Origin of the sequence: Alicycliphilus denitrificans K601 (assembly GCF_000204645.1) — a bacterium.
Lineage (GTDB): Bacteria > Pseudomonadota > Gammaproteobacteria > Burkholderiales > Burkholderiaceae_C > Alicycliphilus > Alicycliphilus denitrificans.
Map to the genome: position 1 here is coordinate 2,857,708 of NC_015422.1, position 17,479 is coordinate 2,875,186.

15 protein-coding genes are annotated in these 17,479 nt (G+C 62.1%); 3 read left to right on the plus strand and 12 right to left on the minus strand.

Features of this window, described 5'->3' with window-relative positions; all coding sequences use genetic code 11:
- Nucleotides 1-21 precede the first annotated feature (21 nt).
- Genes ALIDE2_RS13570 through ALIDE2_RS13600 form a run of 7 tightly spaced genes read right to left on the minus strand, consistent with a single transcriptional unit; the run spans nt 22 to nt 6,919 of the window.
- The gene (locus ALIDE2_RS13570; protein ID WP_013722294.1) at nt 22-519 is read right to left on the minus strand and encodes a TPM domain-containing protein; all 498 of its coding nucleotides are present in this window, start codon (nt 517-519) and stop codon (nt 22-24) included.
- A gap of 1 nt (nt 520) precedes the next feature.
- Nucleotides 521-1,426, minus strand: a complete 906-nt coding sequence (locus ALIDE2_RS13575) for a TPM domain-containing protein (protein WP_041700923.1) — start codon at nt 1,424-1,426, stop codon at nt 521-523.
- A gap of 1 nt (nt 1,427) precedes the next feature.
- Nucleotides 1,428-2,039, minus strand: coding sequence for a LemA family protein (locus ALIDE2_RS13580; RefSeq protein WP_013722296.1), 612 nt, complete (start codon nt 2,037-2,039; stop codon nt 1,428-1,430).
- The gene (locus tag ALIDE2_RS13585; protein ID WP_013722297.1) at nt 2,036-3,349 is read right to left on the minus strand and encodes an MFS transporter; all 1,314 of its coding nucleotides are present in this window, start codon (nt 3,347-3,349) and stop codon (nt 2,036-2,038) included. The genes ALIDE2_RS13580 and ALIDE2_RS13585 overlap by 4 nt, the downstream gene beginning before the upstream one ends.
- A 19-nt stretch (nt 3,350-3,368) precedes the next feature.
- Nucleotides 3,369-5,816: a heavy metal translocating P-type ATPase gene (locus ALIDE2_RS13590; RefSeq protein ID WP_013722298.1), complete on the minus strand. Its 2,448-nt coding sequence runs from the start codon at nt 5,814-5,816 to the stop codon at nt 3,369-3,371.
- Between the two features lie 33 nt (nt 5,817-5,849).
- A complete protein-coding gene (ppk2, locus tag ALIDE2_RS13595; RefSeq protein WP_005795313.1) occupies nt 5,850-6,713 on the minus strand; it encodes a polyphosphate kinase 2 in 864 nt (287 codons plus the stop codon).
- 11 nt (nt 6,714-6,724) lie between these two features.
- Nucleotides 6,725-6,919 (minus strand): hypothetical protein, encoded by a 195-nt coding sequence (locus tag ALIDE2_RS13600; RefSeq protein WP_005795311.1) that lies wholly within the window; start codon nt 6,917-6,919, stop codon nt 6,725-6,727.
- 658 nt (nt 6,920-7,577) lie between these two features.
- Between ALIDE2_RS13600 and ALIDE2_RS13605 the strand changes: the two genes are divergently transcribed.
- From ALIDE2_RS13605 to ALIDE2_RS24490, 3 genes are all read left to right on the plus strand, one after another.
- Entirely contained in the window at nt 7,578-8,093 is a 516-nt protein-coding gene (locus ALIDE2_RS13605; RefSeq protein WP_005795307.1) for a MerR family transcriptional regulator, read from the plus strand.
- A gap of 292 nt (nt 8,094-8,385) precedes the next feature.
- Nucleotides 8,386-8,736: a DUF4148 domain-containing protein gene (locus ALIDE2_RS24485; RefSeq protein ID WP_005795305.1), complete on the plus strand. Its 351-nt coding sequence runs from the start codon at nt 8,386-8,388 to the stop codon at nt 8,734-8,736.
- A gap of 225 nt (nt 8,737-8,961) precedes the next feature.
- Nucleotides 8,962-9,201 (plus strand): hypothetical protein, encoded by a 240-nt coding sequence (locus tag ALIDE2_RS24490; protein ID WP_005795304.1) that lies wholly within the window; start codon nt 8,962-8,964, stop codon nt 9,199-9,201.
- Between the two features lie 175 nt (nt 9,202-9,376).
- Here the strand turns inward: ALIDE2_RS24490 and ALIDE2_RS13610 are convergent, their stop codons facing one another.
- The 5 genes from ALIDE2_RS13610 to ALIDE2_RS13630 form a co-directional block, all read right to left on the minus strand.
- Entirely contained in the window at nt 9,377-11,026 is a 1,650-nt protein-coding gene (locus ALIDE2_RS13610) for a hypothetical protein (protein ID WP_005795302.1), read from the minus strand.
- A 98-nt stretch (nt 11,027-11,124) separates the two neighbouring features.
- Nucleotides 11,125-14,304: an efflux RND transporter permease subunit gene (locus ALIDE2_RS13615; protein ID WP_013722300.1), complete on the minus strand. Its 3,180-nt coding sequence runs from the start codon at nt 14,302-14,304 to the stop codon at nt 11,125-11,127.
- A 15-nt stretch (nt 14,305-14,319) separates the two neighbouring features.
- Nucleotides 14,320-15,933, minus strand: a complete 1,614-nt coding sequence (locus ALIDE2_RS13620; protein WP_013722301.1) for an efflux RND transporter periplasmic adaptor subunit — start codon at nt 15,931-15,933, stop codon at nt 14,320-14,322.
- Nucleotides 15,930-17,204, minus strand: a complete 1,275-nt coding sequence (locus ALIDE2_RS13625) for a TolC family protein (protein ID WP_011804769.1) — start codon at nt 17,202-17,204, stop codon at nt 15,930-15,932. The genes ALIDE2_RS13620 and ALIDE2_RS13625 overlap by 4 nt, the downstream gene beginning before the upstream one ends.
- Entirely contained in the window at nt 17,201-17,449 is a 249-nt protein-coding gene (locus tag ALIDE2_RS13630) for a DUF2789 domain-containing protein (RefSeq protein WP_011804768.1), read from the minus strand. Before ALIDE2_RS13630 ends, ALIDE2_RS13625 begins: the two co-directional genes overlap by 4 nt.
- Nucleotides 17,450-17,479: the final 30 nt, after the last annotated feature.

The following is a 17,479-nucleotide window of genomic DNA, read 5'->3' on the forward strand; positions in this document are numbered from 1 at the left end:
AGTCTCCAAGGATGTTGTCGTTCAAAAAATGACTGGCCGATCGGGCAACTCGTTGCCGTCGCCCGCGCCCCGCGGAAAGTGCTGCATCAACAGATGGCTGACGGCGGCGATGCCTTCCATGGAACCGGCCTCAAAGCGCCCCTGCGCGAACTGGGCTTCCATGCGCTGGCACACACCTGACCACATGTCGGCACCGCAACAGGCATGGATGCCGCGATCGGCCACGACCTCCACCGCCCGATCGGCCAGCAGCACGTAGATGAGCACGCCGCTGTTATGCGCCGTGTCCCATACGCCCATACGGGCGAACAGATCCAGCGCTCGCTCGCGCGGCGACTGGTCTCGCCACAGCGGCGATCCGTCCAGCGCGCCCTCGACCACGAAGCGCAACTGGCCGCCATGCTGGGACTCTCCCGCACGGATGGCTTGCTCGATGGCGTCCAGAGTGCGCGGCGGGAAGGCGCGGCGTACCGCGCGGCCGGTGGTGGCGAGGTGGCGAAGAAGTCGTTGAATGTTCATCTCACCACCGTCCTGAGGCGCCACCGCCACCAAAGCCGCCGCCACCGCCGCGGAATCCTCCTCCGCCGCCGCCGAATCCGCCACCAGGCCCCCCACCACCCCGATGGCTCCCATGCATGCCGCTGTGGCCGCCCATGCCGATGCCTAGCAGCGTGACGAAGAATCCCGCCAATCCGGCCATCGCGGCTACCGCGAGGGTGCCCACCACCAGCCACGCCGCAGCACCCAATACCCCGGCTGTGACCACGGCGCCAGGGACCCGGCCGAGCGCGTTGCGCAGCAATCCGCCCAGCATCAAAGCCACGATGAACAGGAAGGGCCAGGCCTGGCCGATGTCGTTGGTCCGGCCTTGCCGCCGTGGATCCGCCGCAGGCAGGGCTTCGCCGTCGACGACGCGCATGATCTGTTCGGCGCCTGCCGCGATGCCACCGCCGAAATCGCCCTGGCGAAAGCGCGGCGTGATTACTTCGTCGATGATGCGCCGCGCCACCAGGTCGCTCAGCGCGCCCTCGATGCCGTAGCCAACCTCGATGCGCACGGCGCGATCTTCCTTGGCAACCAGCAGCAGTGCGCCATCGTCCACCTTGCGGCGGCCGAGCTTCCACTGCTCGACCACCCGCATGGCGTACTGCTCGACCGGTTCAGGCCGCGTGGAGCCGACCATCAGCACCGCGATCTGCACGCCCTTGCGTTCCTCGAAGGCACGAAGCTGCGCATCCAGCGAGGCGACCCGATCGGCGGCGAGCGTCCCCGTGAGGTCGGTGACACGCGCCTGCAGCGGCGGAATAGCGACCAGCTCCTGCGCGGACGCGACCACCAGGAACAGGCTCAGCAACAGCCAGACCAACATGCGGGCCAGGCGCAGGTGGGCGGCCGGGTACGGCACCGCTGTTCTCAGCGTGCTCATATCAGGGGCGCGCCGCCGGTGCCGAGGCGCCGAAGTTGACCTGGGGCGGCGTGGCCATCGCCTTCTCGTCGGCGACGGAGAAGTTCGGCTTGACGTCGTAGCTGAACACCTTGGCCGTGATGTTGGTCGGGAAGCTGCGCGTGAGGACGTTGTAGTCCTGCACCACCTTCACATAGCGCCCGCGGGCCACGGTGATGCGGTTCTCGGTGCCTTCAAGCTGCGCGCGCAGTTCCTGGAAGGCCTGGTTGGCTTTGAGCTGCGGGTAGTTCTCGCTCACGACCAGCAGCCTGCTCAGCGCGCCGGACAGCTCGCCCTGCACCGCCTGGAACTTCTGGAACGCCTCGGGGTTGTTGACGAGTTCCGGAGTAGCCTGAATCGAGGTGGCCTTGGCGCGCGCTTCGACGACCCGGGTCAGCGTCTCTTGTTCGAAGTTGGTCTCTCCTTTCACCGTCGCGACGATGTTCGGTATCAGATCTGCGCGCCGCTGGTACTGGTTCAGCACCTCGGACCAGGCAGACTTGGTCTGTTCGTCCAACCGCTGGAAGTCGTTGTAGCCGCATCCGCTCAGCGACAGGGCAAGCGCTGCGAGCAGGGTCGTCAGGATAAGTCTCATGGTTCGGTCTCCGTGGAGGAAGGTGAAGCTGTCAGCAGGGCCGGGTTCGCTGGCCACCACTGCCGGGGAATCAGCAAGAATGCGAGGGTGGCCACGAGCGGGATGGAGAGCCATGCGAAGCTGCTCTGCATGACGGTGCCGAACAGCCAGCCGGCGACTGCCGATCCAAGCGTCTGCCCGAAGCCGGCTGCTGCCGCTAGGCCGCCCATCGCGGTTCCGAGCCGCCGACGTGCGGAGCCTGCGGCGAGGTAGGCAACGGTCGGCAGCACGATACCGGTGCCCGCCGCTGTGAAACTGACGCCAACGTACATCCAGGTCTCGCTGCCATGGCGAGCCAGCACCGCGAGTCCCGCGATACCCAGGACCATGCCGGCAGCCAACATGCGACGGGGATCAGCGCGCTCAAGCAAGCCGGTGAAAAACAGGACCGCGTTGACGCCCAACATCACCAGGCTGCATGCGGCGAACATCCACGACACCTCGCGCGACGTGAGTTCGGGATGACGCTGGCCCTGCAGCACGATGCCGAGTTCAAAGCCGGCGAGCACGAACATGACCACGCCATTGAGCAGCCAGAGCGTGAAGGACCGGCTCTCGGGCGGGCCGTCGTCATCGCTCGGGCCCGCATCCAGAGTGCTGGACGGCGCGGGAAGCGTGGCGGCCAGGCCCAGCATCATCAACGCACCCAGCGCGGCCGAGAGTCCGATCACGAGCTTGGTCGATGACCCCTGCACGAGGGCGGCGAAGACGCCCAAGCCGGCAAGGCGATCCGCGACGGCGTTGAGGCCGGGTCCGAACAGGAACCCGAGCAGCGACATCGCGCCCAACCATGCGAAGCGCTTGGCGCGTATCGCCTGCGGCGTGTACTGCGCGACGAGCGCCGGCACCACGGGCACGACTGCGGCGACAAAGAAGCCCGCAGCGCCGCGCAGCGCATAGATGCCGACCACGCCCACAGATTCGGGGCGCAGCAGCGGAAGCAGGCTCGCCACATAGCCGACCAGCCCGACCAACAGCACGCGGGCGCGTCCCAGCCTGTCCGCCAGCACGCCCCACAGTGGCGCCCCCACAAGTATCCCGGCCGTGTAGATGCCGCTGAGGTAGCCGACATGGCGCGCGAGCACCGTTGGATCCGCGTCGCCCATCAGAGGGCGCAGCCAGTCGGGAATCAAGGGCATCAACGCGCCATACCCGGCCGAGACAACGAACACGGCCGCCGCCAGCCAGCCCAGCTGAACGACGCCCAGATCGTCCTGACGGGCCAGCCTGGCTTTGGACGGCGGCGATCTCATCGGGCGGCTCTCGACCATGGTGGCTCGCAGCACGGGCTCACGCGACCGCTTGAGCGGAGGCGCGCGACGTGACGCGCTTGATGCCCGGTAGACGCGTGCGTTTGAGCATCAGCGCATTGATGGCCACGATCGCGGAACTGCCAGACATCGACAACGCGGCAACCTCGGGCGACAGCGTGAAGGGGTACAACACCCCAGCCGCAAGCGGGAAGGCGACCACGTTGTAGCCCACGGCCCACCATAGGTTCTGGTGCATCTTGCGCAGCGTTGCGCGAGAGAGCTCGATGGCCCCGACGACGTCGTACGGGTCGCTTTTCATCAACACCACCTGGGCGCTTTCCATGGCGACATCCGTCCCGGCGCCGATCGCAAAACCGACGTCGGCCTGGGTCAGCGCTGGAGCGTCGTTGATGCCGTCGCCGACCATGCCCACCTTGTGGCCCTGCTGCTGCAACTCCTTGATCTTGGATGCCTTCTGGCCGGGCAGCACGTCCGCAAGGACGATGTCGATGCCCAGTTCCTTGCCGATGCGCTCGGCGGTCGCCTGGTTGTCGCCGGTCAGCATCGCGACCTTCACGCCCCGCGCCTGCAACTTGGAGATCGTCTCGCGCGAGGTCGGCCGGACGGCGTCCGCGATTGCGATGAGGCCGATCAGCCGGCCGCCGCGCGCGACATAGACCACCGTGCGCCCGCCGCCTTGCAGCCGCGTTGCCTCGCTGGCGAGGACGGTCAGGTCTACCTGCTCCGACTGCATCAGCAGCCGGTTCCCGAGCAGCACCCTCTCGCCCCCGATGGTGGCCCGTGCACCTTGCCCATCGATGTTGGTGAAGTTCTCGGTGACCTCCGTCGGCATGTCCCCCGCACGCTTGAGCACTGCGAGTGCAAGGGGGTGCTCGGAGAACTTCTCCACCGCGGCGGCCGTCGCCAGAAGCCGCGCCTCTTCGACACCGGGCGCGGCCACGATCTCGACGACATCGGGCTGCCCGAGTGTCAAGGTGCCGGTTTTGTCGAACACCACCACTGTCAGCTTGGTAGCGTTCTCCAGCGCGGCCGCGTTCTTGAAGAGGATGCCGTTCATCGCACCCAGGCCGGTCCCGACCATGATGGCCATCGGCGTGGCCAGGCCCAGCGCATCAGGGCATGCGATCACGAATACCGTGATGGTCAAGGTGAGTGCGAATAGCAGCGTCTGGCCCATCACCCAGTACCAGACGCTGAAGGTCAACAGGCCAATCACGATCGCCGCCAGCACCAGCCACTGCGACGCCTGGTCGGCCAGCAGCTGGCCGGGTGCCTTCGAGTTCTGGGCCTCCTGGACCAGCTTGACGATCTGGGCCAATGCCGTGTCCGCACCGACCTTCGTGGCCTTGTAGCGGAAGCTCCCGCTCTTGTTGATGCTGGCGCCCACGACGGTGCTGCCTACCACCTTCTTGACCGGCATCGACTCGCCGGTCAGCATCGACTCGTCTACCTGCGAGGCTCCTTCGACGATCTCGCCATCCACCGGGATTTTGTCGCCGGGCTTGATCACCACCAGTTCACCGGCCACGACCTCGGCGGTTGGCACCTTGGTCTCGACACCGTTGCGCACGACGGTGGCCATCGGTGGCGCGAGATCCATCAGCGCGCGAATCGCGTCGGACGCACCCGCGCGGGCGCGCATCTCTAACCAGTGGCCCAGCAGGATGAAAACCAGCAGCACTGACGCCGCTTCATAGAACACCTCACCCTCGTAGAAGAAGGTCGCTCCGACGCTGAACAGGTATCCCACGCCCACCGACAGCACGACCAGCGTGGCCATGTTGGCGACACCGTTGCGCAAAGCGCGCCACGCAGCGATGCAGAAAGGCCACCCGGGATAGAGGATTGCCGCGCTCGCAAAGATGAAAAGAAAGAGCTTGTTGTCCAGCCCGAACGGCGTCTGGAAGTCGCCGAACATCTTCCCCATCGGCGAATAGAGAAACACCGGAATCGAAAAGATCAGGGACACGAAGAACCGATTGCGCATGTCCCGGGCCATGTCCTGCATCGACCCAGACCCGTGCCCCATGTCGTGCATCATGTCGGCCATGGCGGGCTCGCCTGCGTGGCCCTGGTGCCCGACATGGGAGGCCGGCGAGGCGGCCGTCGTCGCAGTCGCTCCGGCTGCATGGGCGTGCCCCGAATGCACCGCGTGATCCTCCTGCTTCGCAGACACGGCGTGATCGGCGTGTCCGTCATGGCTCTGGCCCGCCGTACTGCCCGTGGCGGGATCACACACATGCTTAGGCGTCTGCTCGCCACTGCAGTGATAGCCGCACTCCACGATCCGGCGGCGCAGATCCTCGACACTGAGCTGCCGTTCGTCGAGATGGACCGTTGCGCTTCCCGCAACGTAGTTGACATCCGCGTGATGGACGCCGGGAAGCTGCAGCAACTTGCGACGTACTCCCTCCGCGCTCAGGCTCGATATGAGCCCTCCGACTTCAACGTTGATTGCCTTCATGGATGGTTCTTACTGTTGGTTCTGTTCGATGTGTCAACGTGCGAGTCGGCCGGAATCCAGGCAGTCCTGCGAGAACTCGAAGACGATCTCCCGGTCGGGCGCGATGAGCTTGTGCTTCTTGCCCGCGTAGTGGAGCCGCGAGAGGACGTCCCTGATCAGGTTGAGCCTGGCGACTCGCTTGTTGTCGGCGAGCACGACGGACCAGGGAGCGGCAGCGGTGTGCGTGCGTATGAACATCTCGTCGCGCGCACGCGTGTAGCCGTCCCAGTGCTTCAGCGCCACGGCGTCGACCGGACTTGATTTCCATTGCTTGAGCGGGTCTCGGCGGCGTTCACCGAGCCGGCGGGTCTGCTCTTTCTTCCCGATGTCGAGGTAATACTTCAGCAGCTTGATGCCGGAGTTGACCAGCATCTCCTCGAACTTCGGCACTGAGTTCATGAACTCCTCGTGCTGCTCAGCCGTGCAGAAACCCATCACCGGCTCCACGCCGGCGCGGTTGTACCAGCTACGGTTGAACACAACGAGTTCTTCGCCGACCGGTAGGTGCGGCACGTAGCGCTGGAAGTACCAACTGGTGCGGTCCCGATCGGAGGGTTTGCCGAGCGCGACGACCCGGGTTTCCCGCGGACTCAGGTGTTCGACGAGCCGCTTGATGCTGCCATCCTTGCCCGCACTGTCCCGTCCCTCCAAGAGGATGAGGATCCGGTCGCTGCACTTGATGAAATGGCGCTGCAGCTTCACGAGTTCTATCTGCAGCATGTGCAACTGCGCCTCATAGTCCTCGCGGCCGATCGAGCGTTCCGTTGCCTCGTCGCGCGACGGGTTGTGCGCGACATCGGTCACGTCCGCATGAGCCTTTTTCGTCGCGCCTGTCGCGGCCTTCTTGTTCTTTGCCATGGGGTTCTCCGTTACGCCTGCTCGTTCCAGGCAGCATTGATCCGCGAGTGCTCCGGCATGCCCTCGAAGCTCGGCGCCACTAGAGCCGAAGTCCCAGGGGCGCTCGAACCCGCAGGATGATGGGCCTGATGGTCGTCTTGCGCGAATGAAAACAAACTGACGAGGGCGGCGCCGAAGACGACCGCGATGGAGCGCACGAATGTCATTTCTTTCTCCTTTAGCCGCTGGCTTTTGTCGTCTGGTCGAGCCAAGTGGCGCTTCCAGAAGACAAATCCCATATGAGAACTCCGTAGCCGGGTACAGAGTCAAGGCGTACGAGACGCGTGCGGGACATAGCCGGCACAGCGCTCACAGGAGGGGCTATAACGCGAGACGTGCAAACAGCAGCCAAGCAGGCGGCTGTGGGTGAGCCCGCTGGGGGCTCCTCAATAGGATGGCTCGCAGAGCCAGCGCCGGGGCCGGTTCCCAGGCAGTATAGGAAGGGGGCGGAAGCCCAATAAGGTCGAACGCAAAGGTCGGCGTCTTCTGAATTGCCGACTGGTTGACCTCTCCGCAAAGTTTCAGGCAAGGTGCCTTCGACGGGTCCTGGCTCCCCTCTTCATGCTTTTCGTGGGCGCCCTCATGACCCCCATGGGAGTGGCCATTGCCGTGTTCATACCCTGACGCATAGTGGTGCGGCTCCGGGGACTCCAACAGGCAGGCATTCGCCATCCCGGCCGCAAGCGCAAACAACCATACCCCCAGCACCATCCACGCGATGGCACGAATCCTACGAGGGTTGAGATGTGTGCGCATGTGCGGCCTATATAGCCAATAACAGCAATCCTATGCTTAGGCAAGCTGCTAGATCTTGATCTTAATCAAATGGAGACAGGGGTCAACTACGCGGTACAGCGTTATCCTGCCATGGCTATGAAGAAAACGGTAGATCCCTCGATGAACGAAGGCCCGGGCGATTGGATGACGGTCGGCAGACTGGCCAAAGTCGCTGGCGTCGGTGTAGAGACGATTCGCTACTACCAGGGTCGCGGGCTTTTGCCGGTCCCGAAAGCCGCAGGCAGTTTCCGGCGTTACCCCGCTTCAATGGTTCAGCGGATCGGCTTTATCAAGCGGGCGCAGAGCCTGGGCTTCTCGTTGGATGAGGTGGGATCGCTGCTAGACCTGGAGGACGGACGGAATCGCCGGGCCATCCAGACGGTGACGCAGCGACGCCTTGAGCAAATCGATGAGAAGGTCGGGGATCTGGAGCGCATGCGAGGTGCACTGCGTGACATGCTCGCGCGGTGCGAGGAGACGGGGCAGGCGTTTCCCTGCCCCATCATCGCTGCACTTGTTGGCACGCCTGCGGACCCACAACCACCTATCAATCGCTTGCGATAGCTCGCTGGAGCCACATCGCTGGAGGGTGCGCGTAAGCCAGGGGCTGCCCAATGGCACCCGGACTGCTGCCGTGATAGGCGCGTATCCTTGAGGTAGATTCTCCGTCCTCCGTGTTTACCCCCCGCGCAGGTCCACCAACTTGCGCTCCAGTTCGCGCCGCTCCCTGATAAAAATGTCATCGGGCTGTCTAGATTCTGTTGGGGTGCGCTCCCTACGATGAACACATCTCCTCAACGCCCAAGCAAGGCATGAGAGATGCAAGCTTTATTCACCATCGCTAGGAGCTTCAACCATGATCCAAAAACGCCTCTCCCTTTCTTCCATGATTGCCGCCGCGGCCGCAGTGGTTACCCTGGGCCTTCCAGGGATTGCTTCGGCAGCGTACGAGCATCCCGCCAACAACGAAAAGGGCGTCATCGTTCACCCGGAACACTTCAAGAGCGAGAAGACGCGAGAGCAAGTCATCGCCGAAACTAAGGCTGCTATGCAGCAAGGACGACTTTCTTACGGCCAAAGCAACTTCCCGATCCGCACTCCTGATGCGGCAGGTCCAGGCAAGACGCGTGAGCAAGTAATCAACGAATTGCGGAGCGAGTCCCCTGAAGAACGCGACGCGCGTCTGCGTCTCTACTACCGGGGTTGATTGCCAGTTGGGGTTGCAGCGGGTTTCCGGGGAGGCCGAGGAATCTAAACAGGCGGCGTGGCAACTGCGGAAAAAACCTTCGACGTTGGCACAGAAACCCCGGGATCTGTCAAAAACAGAAAAAAGCGTGCCCTTGCGCTTCGCGTACCGCTGTTGGCGCAGTCAGCCGGCAGCCCTGTGCCTCGCTGATTCATACGTTCGGTTTTCCTATCCAAGGAGTTCATCATGAAATACTTGCTCATCGCTCTCGTTGGCGCCACGACCCTTGGCTTCAGTCTCTCGGCCAGTGCCGCTCCAGACCAAGAAAAGGTCTGCCCTCCCAAGAAACTCGTATTGCAGCTCGACCATGGCCCGCGCGCACAGACGACGCCATACCTGAACCAATTGCGCAAGGCGCGTTATGAGGCCGAAGTCAAGGCCTGCAAAGATGGCGCAAAAGCCGCCAAAGAAACCTGTGCCCCGTAACTTTTGAGATGGGATTGGTCGCTGCGTGCATCTGGTGGGAGTTGGTCCTCGCCCATGCGACGTGACCATCTGCATTTTGCCAGGCCAGAAGCCACGCATCATCGTCTGACCATTCTTGCAGCAACCCAAATGATTCACTTCGTTGGGCGGCCCACCCTCCTACCGGCTCCTATGATCAGGCGCCGTTGGGCTCCAAGTCTATGGAGAATAGCAGCTCCTGCATCCGTCGGCGCTCCTCAGGAGTAGGCCATGCTGCATCTCCTGGCGCAGCCTCCAATTTGAACCGCCCCTCTCGGTCGAAGCGAACAAACCCATAGGTCTCGTTGACCACAGCACCCGGCACCCCATCGGCCCGAAGCCGTACATACCAGTCCGCTAGGCGCAGAGTTTGGTCCGCAAATATCGGTGCCAAGGCCTGGCCCCTGGCAAGCGCCACATACAGCACATGCGGCAACGCGTGCACCTCGCCCGCCTCGTCGAGCAGGAACACATAGGACGCGTGTTCACCATCCGAGTCGCACATTCCGCGGCCGGAGCCATCCACGGTGGTGTAGACGGGGGCAAAGCCACTGCCCGGCTGGCGGAAGTTCGTGGTTTGTCCCTGATACACGCGTGCAGCAACCCACTGAACGTCGCCGGCATAGGCGTAGGCGCGCAAATCGAATTTCATGGACTGCAGTCCCTCCGTATTCGCAATGACGCGTTCGCCCGGAGGCACGAGGGCCTGTGCTACATAGGCTCCCGTCATGATCTCCTGCCAGACCCGGCGCGTGAGTTTGTCACCTCGGTACGCGGCGCGGCTACCGAAGCCCGCCGCGGGTTTGAAGAACAGGCTACGACGAGCCGCCCACAGCCGGTCACCATGTGCCTCATCGACCACTTCGGTGCGCGGCACGTTCGCCAGCAGCACCTTCCTGTCGTCGTCAGCAACGCCCAGCTCCCGCAGCGCACCATCGTCACTGAACAAGGCCAGTCGCCGCTTGTCGGCGTATAGCGCGTGCGCCGTCGGATGGGGCGTGAGAACCGCTGCCTGTTCCAGCCAAGCCTGTCGCAGCACGGCGTTGGCAGGCAGATCCAGATAAAAATCTGTGACACGGTTGTAAACCACGTCGATGGCGAGTTCGCCGTGCCAGAGCCTGCCGTGACGGCACGCCAGCTCGGAGGGATCGACAATGATGGCCTGCAGTCCATGGCGCTCAAACAGCTGCCGGAACAGCAGGAACTCTGGATACAGGTATTGCTGCTGCGGCGCTTCGTCCACGATAGCGATCGAGACCAACGGCCGTGAGTGACCGGCCAGCCGCCACTCACGGCGGAACATGTCCACCAGCCGCTGCTCGAACGTTGTGACGCCTGCTCGGCCGGGCACCATTGCATGCACAGCCTGACAGCAGCTGCGCTGAGCACGGGCCAGCACCGCATTCAGCATCGCACCACCAGCGTTCGTGTTGATTTCGATCAAACCGAGACGGTCTTGGTCCAGATGGAAGTCATAGCCGAAGAACACGCCCTGGGAGCCACCGGTGCCGTCCCGCGCAATGGCGGGGGCATCCGCCAAGACCTGCTCCCGGTAGGCCGGGAGTGCCACCACTGCCTCGATGGCTTGCACGACGCGGGCCATTCGTTCGAGAGGAGGCCGCGCCACGAAGACCGGCTGCGCAGCAAACAGGTAGGGGCATCGGTCGCGCACTAGCTGCGACAAGCTCGGAGAGCCCAACTCGGCATCGAGCGCAGCCGCCAGCGCCGCAGGATCCAGGCTCAGACAGAAGCAGTCGCGGTTGAGCCGCTCAAAGGAGGTCAACTCGCAGTTTGATGTGTTGTGCATTGAGAGAGGGGTCAGAGCAGTTGGTGAAACAAGTAAAGCGCCTCCTTTTAGACCCTGTCCCACGCTCCGCGTCGACGCCAAGGGCCAGCGTCCATGGCTCAAACTTCACGGCTCCAGACTGGGTCGGATGGATGCGAATCCGTTCCCGAAGCACGCTGCCTTCGAAGTTCAAACTGTTTGACCAGCGCGTAGAGCGCCGGAATCACAGCCAGCGTGAGCACGGTCGAAGAAATCATGCCACCGACCATCGGTGCGGCAATGCGACTCATCACTTCCGAGCCGGTGCCGGTCCCCCACATGATGGGCAGCAGGCCCGCCATGATGGCAACGACTGTCATCATTTTGGGACGAACCCGCTCGACGGCGCCCTCCATGACGGCCTCGTAAAGGTCACCAACTCCTGGCTCTTTCCCTTCAGAGCGGCGTTTTTCCTTGATCTCTTCCCAGGCGTGGTCCAGGTAGATCAGCATGACAACCCCGGTTTCAGCGGCCACACCAGCCAGGGCAATGAAGCCCACAGCAACTGCGACAGAGAGGTTGTAGCCAAGCCACCACATCAGCCAGACGCCGCCAACCAACGCGAACGGCACCGACAGCATGACGATCAAAGTCTCCGTCAGTCGCCTGAAGTTCAGGTACAGCAGCAGGAAAATGAGCAACAGCGTTACTGGCACAACGAGTTTCATTTTCTCGATGGCACGCTCCATAGACTCAAACTGACCGCTCCATGTGGCGTAGTAGCCGGGCGGGAACTTGACCTGGTCATTCACTGCTTTGCGCGCCTCGGCGACGTAGCCACCGATGTCACGCTCACGGATGTCCACAAAAATGTAGGCAGATAGCAACGCATTTTCGGTACGGATGCCAGGGGCGCCCTTGGCCACCTCCACGCGGGCAACCTGGCCCAGCGGAATCATGGCTCCATCCATGGTCGGCACCAGCACTTCGCGGGCGATCTGCTGCGGGTCAGACCGCAATTCGCGTGGGTAGCGAACCGTAACGCCAAAACGCTCTCGCCCTTCCACCGTGGTGGTCACCATGTCACCGCCGAGCGCCGTACCAATGACCTCCTGCAGATCACCCACCGCCAGACCGTAGCGTGCCAGTTGGGCGCGGTCGGGCTCGATGTTCAGGTAGAAGCCGCCTGTGATCCGCTCCGCGAATGCCGAGGCGGTGCCGGGCACGGATTTCACTACGGTCTCGATCTCCCGCGCCAGGCGTTCCATTTCGTTCAAGTCCTTGCCAAAGACCTTGATACCAATGGGTGTGCGGATACCGGTGGACAGCATGTCGATGCGCGCCTTGATGGGCATGGTCCAGGCATTGGAGACGCCAGGAAACTGCAGCGCCTTGTCCATCTCGGCGATCAATTTGTCGATGGTCATGCCAGATCGCCACGCTGACTCCGGCTTGAGGTTGATGACCGTCTCGAACATCTCGGTCGGTGCTGGGTCGGTGGCCGTGTTGGCCCGTCCTGCCTTACCGTAGACCGATTCAACCTCCGGAAAACTCTTGATGATCTTGTTTTGCGTCTGAAGCAACTCGGCGGCCTTGGTTATCGACATGCCCGGCAGCGAAGCAGGCATGTAGAGCAAAGTGCCTTCATTGAGAGTCGGCATGAACTCGGACCCCAGCTTGCTGGCCGGATAGAACGACACCCCAAGCACGACCAGGGCAATGGCAATGGTCACCTTCTTCCAGCGCATCACGCCAGCGATGATGGGTCGGTAGACCCAGATCAGGAACCGGTTCACCGGGTTACGGGACTCCGGCATGATGCGTCCGCGAATGAAAATCATCATGAGCACCGGCACCAGCGTCACCGACAACAGCGCCGCTCCTGCCATAGAAAACGTCTTAGTGAACGCCAGCGGTGAGAACAAGCGCCCCTCCTGTGATTCGAGCGTGAACACGGGCAGAAACGACACGGTGATGATCAGCAGCGAGAAGAACAGTGCCGGGCCAACCTCTTTGCAGGCGGCGATCATGGCCTCGACCCGCTGCTTGCTGTTGTGCTCGGGTGGGAGCCGCTCCAGGTGTTTATGGGCGTTCTCGATCATGACGATGGCCGCATCCACCATGGCACCGATCGCAATGGCGATACCGCCTAGACTCATCAGGTTGGAATTCATACCCAGCAAGCGCATCGCGATGAATGAGATCAGCACCCCTACGGGCAACATCAAGATAGCCACGAGGGCTGAACGGATGTGCATGAGAAAGACCATGCAGACCAAGGCAACGATCAGGCTCTCCTCAATCAGCGTTCGCTTGAGCGTATCGATGGCCCGATGAATCAGGTCAGATCGGTCGTAAACAGCCTGGATGCTGACGCCCTGCGGCAGCCCTGCCGAAACTTCGGTAATTTTCTCCTTCAGGTTATGGATGACTTCCAGGGCGTTTTGGCCATAGCGGGCCATGGCGATGCCCGAGACCACCTCCCCCTCCCCGTTGAGTTCGGTCAGGCCGCGCCGTTCATCGGGAGCGAGTTCAACGCGAGCGATGTCTCGAATCAATACTGGTGTGCCTTTTTCGGCCTTGACGACCAGGTTCTCAATGTCCGCCGCGCCGCGCAGATAGCCCTTTCCGCGCACCATGTACTCTGTCTCGGCCATCTCCACCACACGGCCGCCGACGTCACGATTGGAGTCGCGCACGACCTGTGACACTTTGGCCAAAGGAATGCCGTAGGCCCGCAGCTTCACCGGGTCGACGGTGATCTGGTAGGTCTGGACAAAGCCACCGACGGATGCCACCTCAGCGACGCCATGCGCCTTGGTCAGCTGGTAGCGCAGGTACCAATCCTGCAAAGTTCTCAACTCGGCCAGCGTCCGGTCCTTGGCGATCAAAGCGTACTGGTAGACCCAACCCACACCGGTGGCATCAGGGCCAATTTGGGGCGTGACCCCCTTGGGCATTCGACTGGATGCGAAATTGAGGTATTCCAGCACGCGCGAACGCGCCCAATAGATGTCTGTGTCATCCTCAAAGATGATGTAGACGAAGGACGCTCCAAAGAACGAAAAGCCGCGCACCACCTTGGACTTGGGTACCGACAGCATGGCGGTGGTCAAGGGATAGGTGACCTGATCCTCAACCACCTGGGGCGCTTGTCCAGGGTATTCGGTGTAGACGATGACCTGCACGTCGGACAAGTCCGGCAGGGCGTCCAAAGGCGTTCGCAACACCGCGAATACCCCTGCGACAATGACAAACAGCGTGGCCAGGAGCACCAGGAAGCTGTTTCTTCCTGACCAGTCAATGATCTTCGCGAGCATGTTGTTCCCTTAAGATCAGTTATGGCCGGCGTGCGGAGTGGCCGCCGCTTTGCCCATGGGTTTCACGGAGGTGACCACCCATTCACCCTGTCCACGCTCAACGAACTCGAAGACCACCGCTGCGCCAGGTTGCAAGCCCGCCATCAGCCCATTGTTGGAGACCTTGAACTCCATGGACATTGCAGGCCATTTGAGGGAGGGTATGGGACCATGGGCAATGGTCACCGTGCCGGCCTTCGCATCAGACTCCTCCACCCTGCCCTCACCTTGGTGCCCGACGGAGGCAGCGGGCTTGCTCGCATCAGGGGTGCCTTGTGCTTCCGACTTAGCTCCATGTGAGGAGTGCCCAAAGCCGCCCACGGCCGCCTTGAGGTTGGCTTCTGCATCGATCAGGAAATTGGCAGCGATGACCACCTGCTCACCCTCGCGAACGCCCTCGGTGACTTCAATGCGGTCGTCGCTGCGTGCGCCCACTTTGACATCGCGGGGTTCGAATCGTCCCTCCTTGAGCTGCACCAGGACGATCTGGCGCGTGCCGCTGTCAATCACGGCCGAAGTCGGCACCGTCAAAACCGCCCCCTTGCTGGCGGTCGGAAGTTCCACCTGGGCAAACATGCCAGGCTTGAGCAAGCCACCCGTGTTTGACAAGTCCACGCGCACCTGCACCGTTCGGGTTTCAGGCTTCAGGGTGGGATACACATAGCTGACTGTCCCCTGGAACACCTTGTCTGGGTAGGCATTGATTTGCACCTTGGCCTTGCCCCCCGACTTGACCAAGCCGATGTCTTGCTCGAAGACATCGGCGATGACCCAGACCGAGGACAGGTTGGCGACTTGGTAGAGCATTTCGCCCGGCATGAATCGCATACCTTGGATGGCCTTCTTGTCGGTGATGATCCCTGCCACTGGTGAGCGAAATGTCAGCGTGCGGCGTGCGTCGCCGGATTTGGCCAAGGTCTTGACCTGCTCGTCCGAGATATCCCAATTGCGAAGCCGCGCCAGGCTGGAGTCGGCCAGCTCACGCATGCCACGCTGTGTCTCACCAGAGGCATCCTTCAACGCATCGACACCCTGTGCCGCGATGGCGTACTCGCGCTGGGCAGACACCAGTTCGGGGCTATAGACCTCGAAGAGAGGCTGCCCCTTGCTCACCGCCTGTCCGGTGACGTTGGCATGCAGACGCTCAACATAGCCCTCGAATTTGGCAGCGATGGTGAAGGTCTGGCGCTCGTCTGGTTCGATGCGTCCGGCGGCACGCACCACCTTGTCCAGAGAGCGCAGACTCACCGCCTCGGTGCGAACGCCGAGTTTCTGAATCTTTTCGGTGCTGATGCGAATTTGATTGGAGTTGGTTTCTGCTTCTTCCTGCTCGCCCTCGTAGACCGCGATGTAGTCCATCCCCATTGGATCTTTTTTCGGTGTGGGAGATGTGTCGGGCAGCCCCATCGGGTTACGGTAAAAAAGTACCTTGCGCTCCTTCTTGGTAGGACCGGCAGAGGCGCCCTGCGACGCAGTCTGGTCACCACTGCGGGCTTCTGATTGGCGCTGTCCCATCCAATAGCCACCACCCGCCGCCAACCCTGCGGCGACGATAGCCAGGAATACGCCGGCCTTGAAACCTGTTGTCATTGTTCTTCTCCCACGATGCGTTCAATTTCGGTAAGCCGCTTCTGCGCTTCCACGCCGGCTTTGATCTGATTCAGTTTGGACTGACGAATCTGGCGCTGCGCGTCCAGCAAGGTCGCAAAATCCACCTTGCCCGTCTGGTACCCAGCCAGCGCAGAGCGGAAGGTCAACTCCGACTGCGGCAAGAGACTTTCGGTCGTTAACGCCAGAGAGCGCCGGGCGGACTCAAAACCTGCCACGTTGGCGTAAAGGTCTGCCAGGACTTGATTCGTGACGACTTCCTGGCGTGAGCGTGCAGCGGCCAACATGGCCTCGGACTCCCGCTCCTGGGCGCGCCGCGAATCTTGCTGCAGGGGAATATTCAACTCGACCATCAGCTCCCACTCTTTGATCGAGCCTCGGTACTGAATCGGAGAGATACCGACGTTGAAGTCGGGATAGCGGTTCTTGTAGGTCAGCTCGCGGTTCTTCTCGGCCGCCCTGATCTGGGACTCTTCCGTGCGCAGCAGCGGATTGTTCATCCGGGCGCGCCCTTCCAGCGCTGCGAAGCTGACTTGCTCCGGCGACGGCAAGGCGCGGATCTGCTCGGGTGCAGCCAAAATCTCCGAGGTCGGACGCCCCACGAGCGCATTCAACTTGGACTGGAGTTGGCGACGCTCAGCGTCCAGTGCAATCAGTTCGTTGCGCATGGTGGACTGCTCCACCTGCGCACGGATCACATCCTGTTGCGCAGCAAGCCCGCCCGCATAGCGGACCTGCGCGACTTTTTCCAATCGCGCCATCAGGTCGAGAATTTCCCGCGACAAGCGTTCGTTCTGGTCCAGATAATAGAGCTCGGCATAAGTCGTCTTGATCTTGGCAGCCAGTTCAACCCAGGCGCCTGCTGCACGGCTTCTCGCAGCTTGTGCTTGTGACTCAGCCACCTCACGCTTCAGACCGCGTTTGCCCATCCAGGGAAAATCCTGCATCAGCACGTAGCGGGTGCTTCCGACGCGCCCTGGCAATAGCGTGGGGTTTTGTTCTCCCATGCGCGTGATGTCACGCAATTCGGTTCGAATTTTCGGATCCGGCAAGGCGCCCGCAGGCGCGACGCGCTCTGCTGCCGCATCCGCATCAAAACGCATGCTGGCGATTTCTGGGTTTCTATCCCTGGCCGCTTGCAGCAACCCTTCGACACTCGATCCCAGCTTGGCCTCCTGCGCGTGAACCATCGAGCTCAGCGCCAGAGACACCACGACTACCCCCAACGACAGACGATTCCTCATAGGCATCATGACCGCCCCTTGGGTGCACGCAAGGCGGCATTCAACCGGTCAATTACTTCGGCCCAGTCCGCATCTTCCAGAAGCTCTTCGCGCAACAGAGTCGCCTGAGCTGGCGTCCAGAATGGGGCATCGGCCAGCAGCACATCGGCCGGCAGTGGAGAGTGGGCCTCCAAGAACTCCCCAATGCCTGCTGCATCCATGCGCAGGCCGAGCTGGGCAAACAGTTCAGAGAATCGATGAAATGACTTTTCCATAGCGGTGATCCCTATTGTTCAAACACAAAA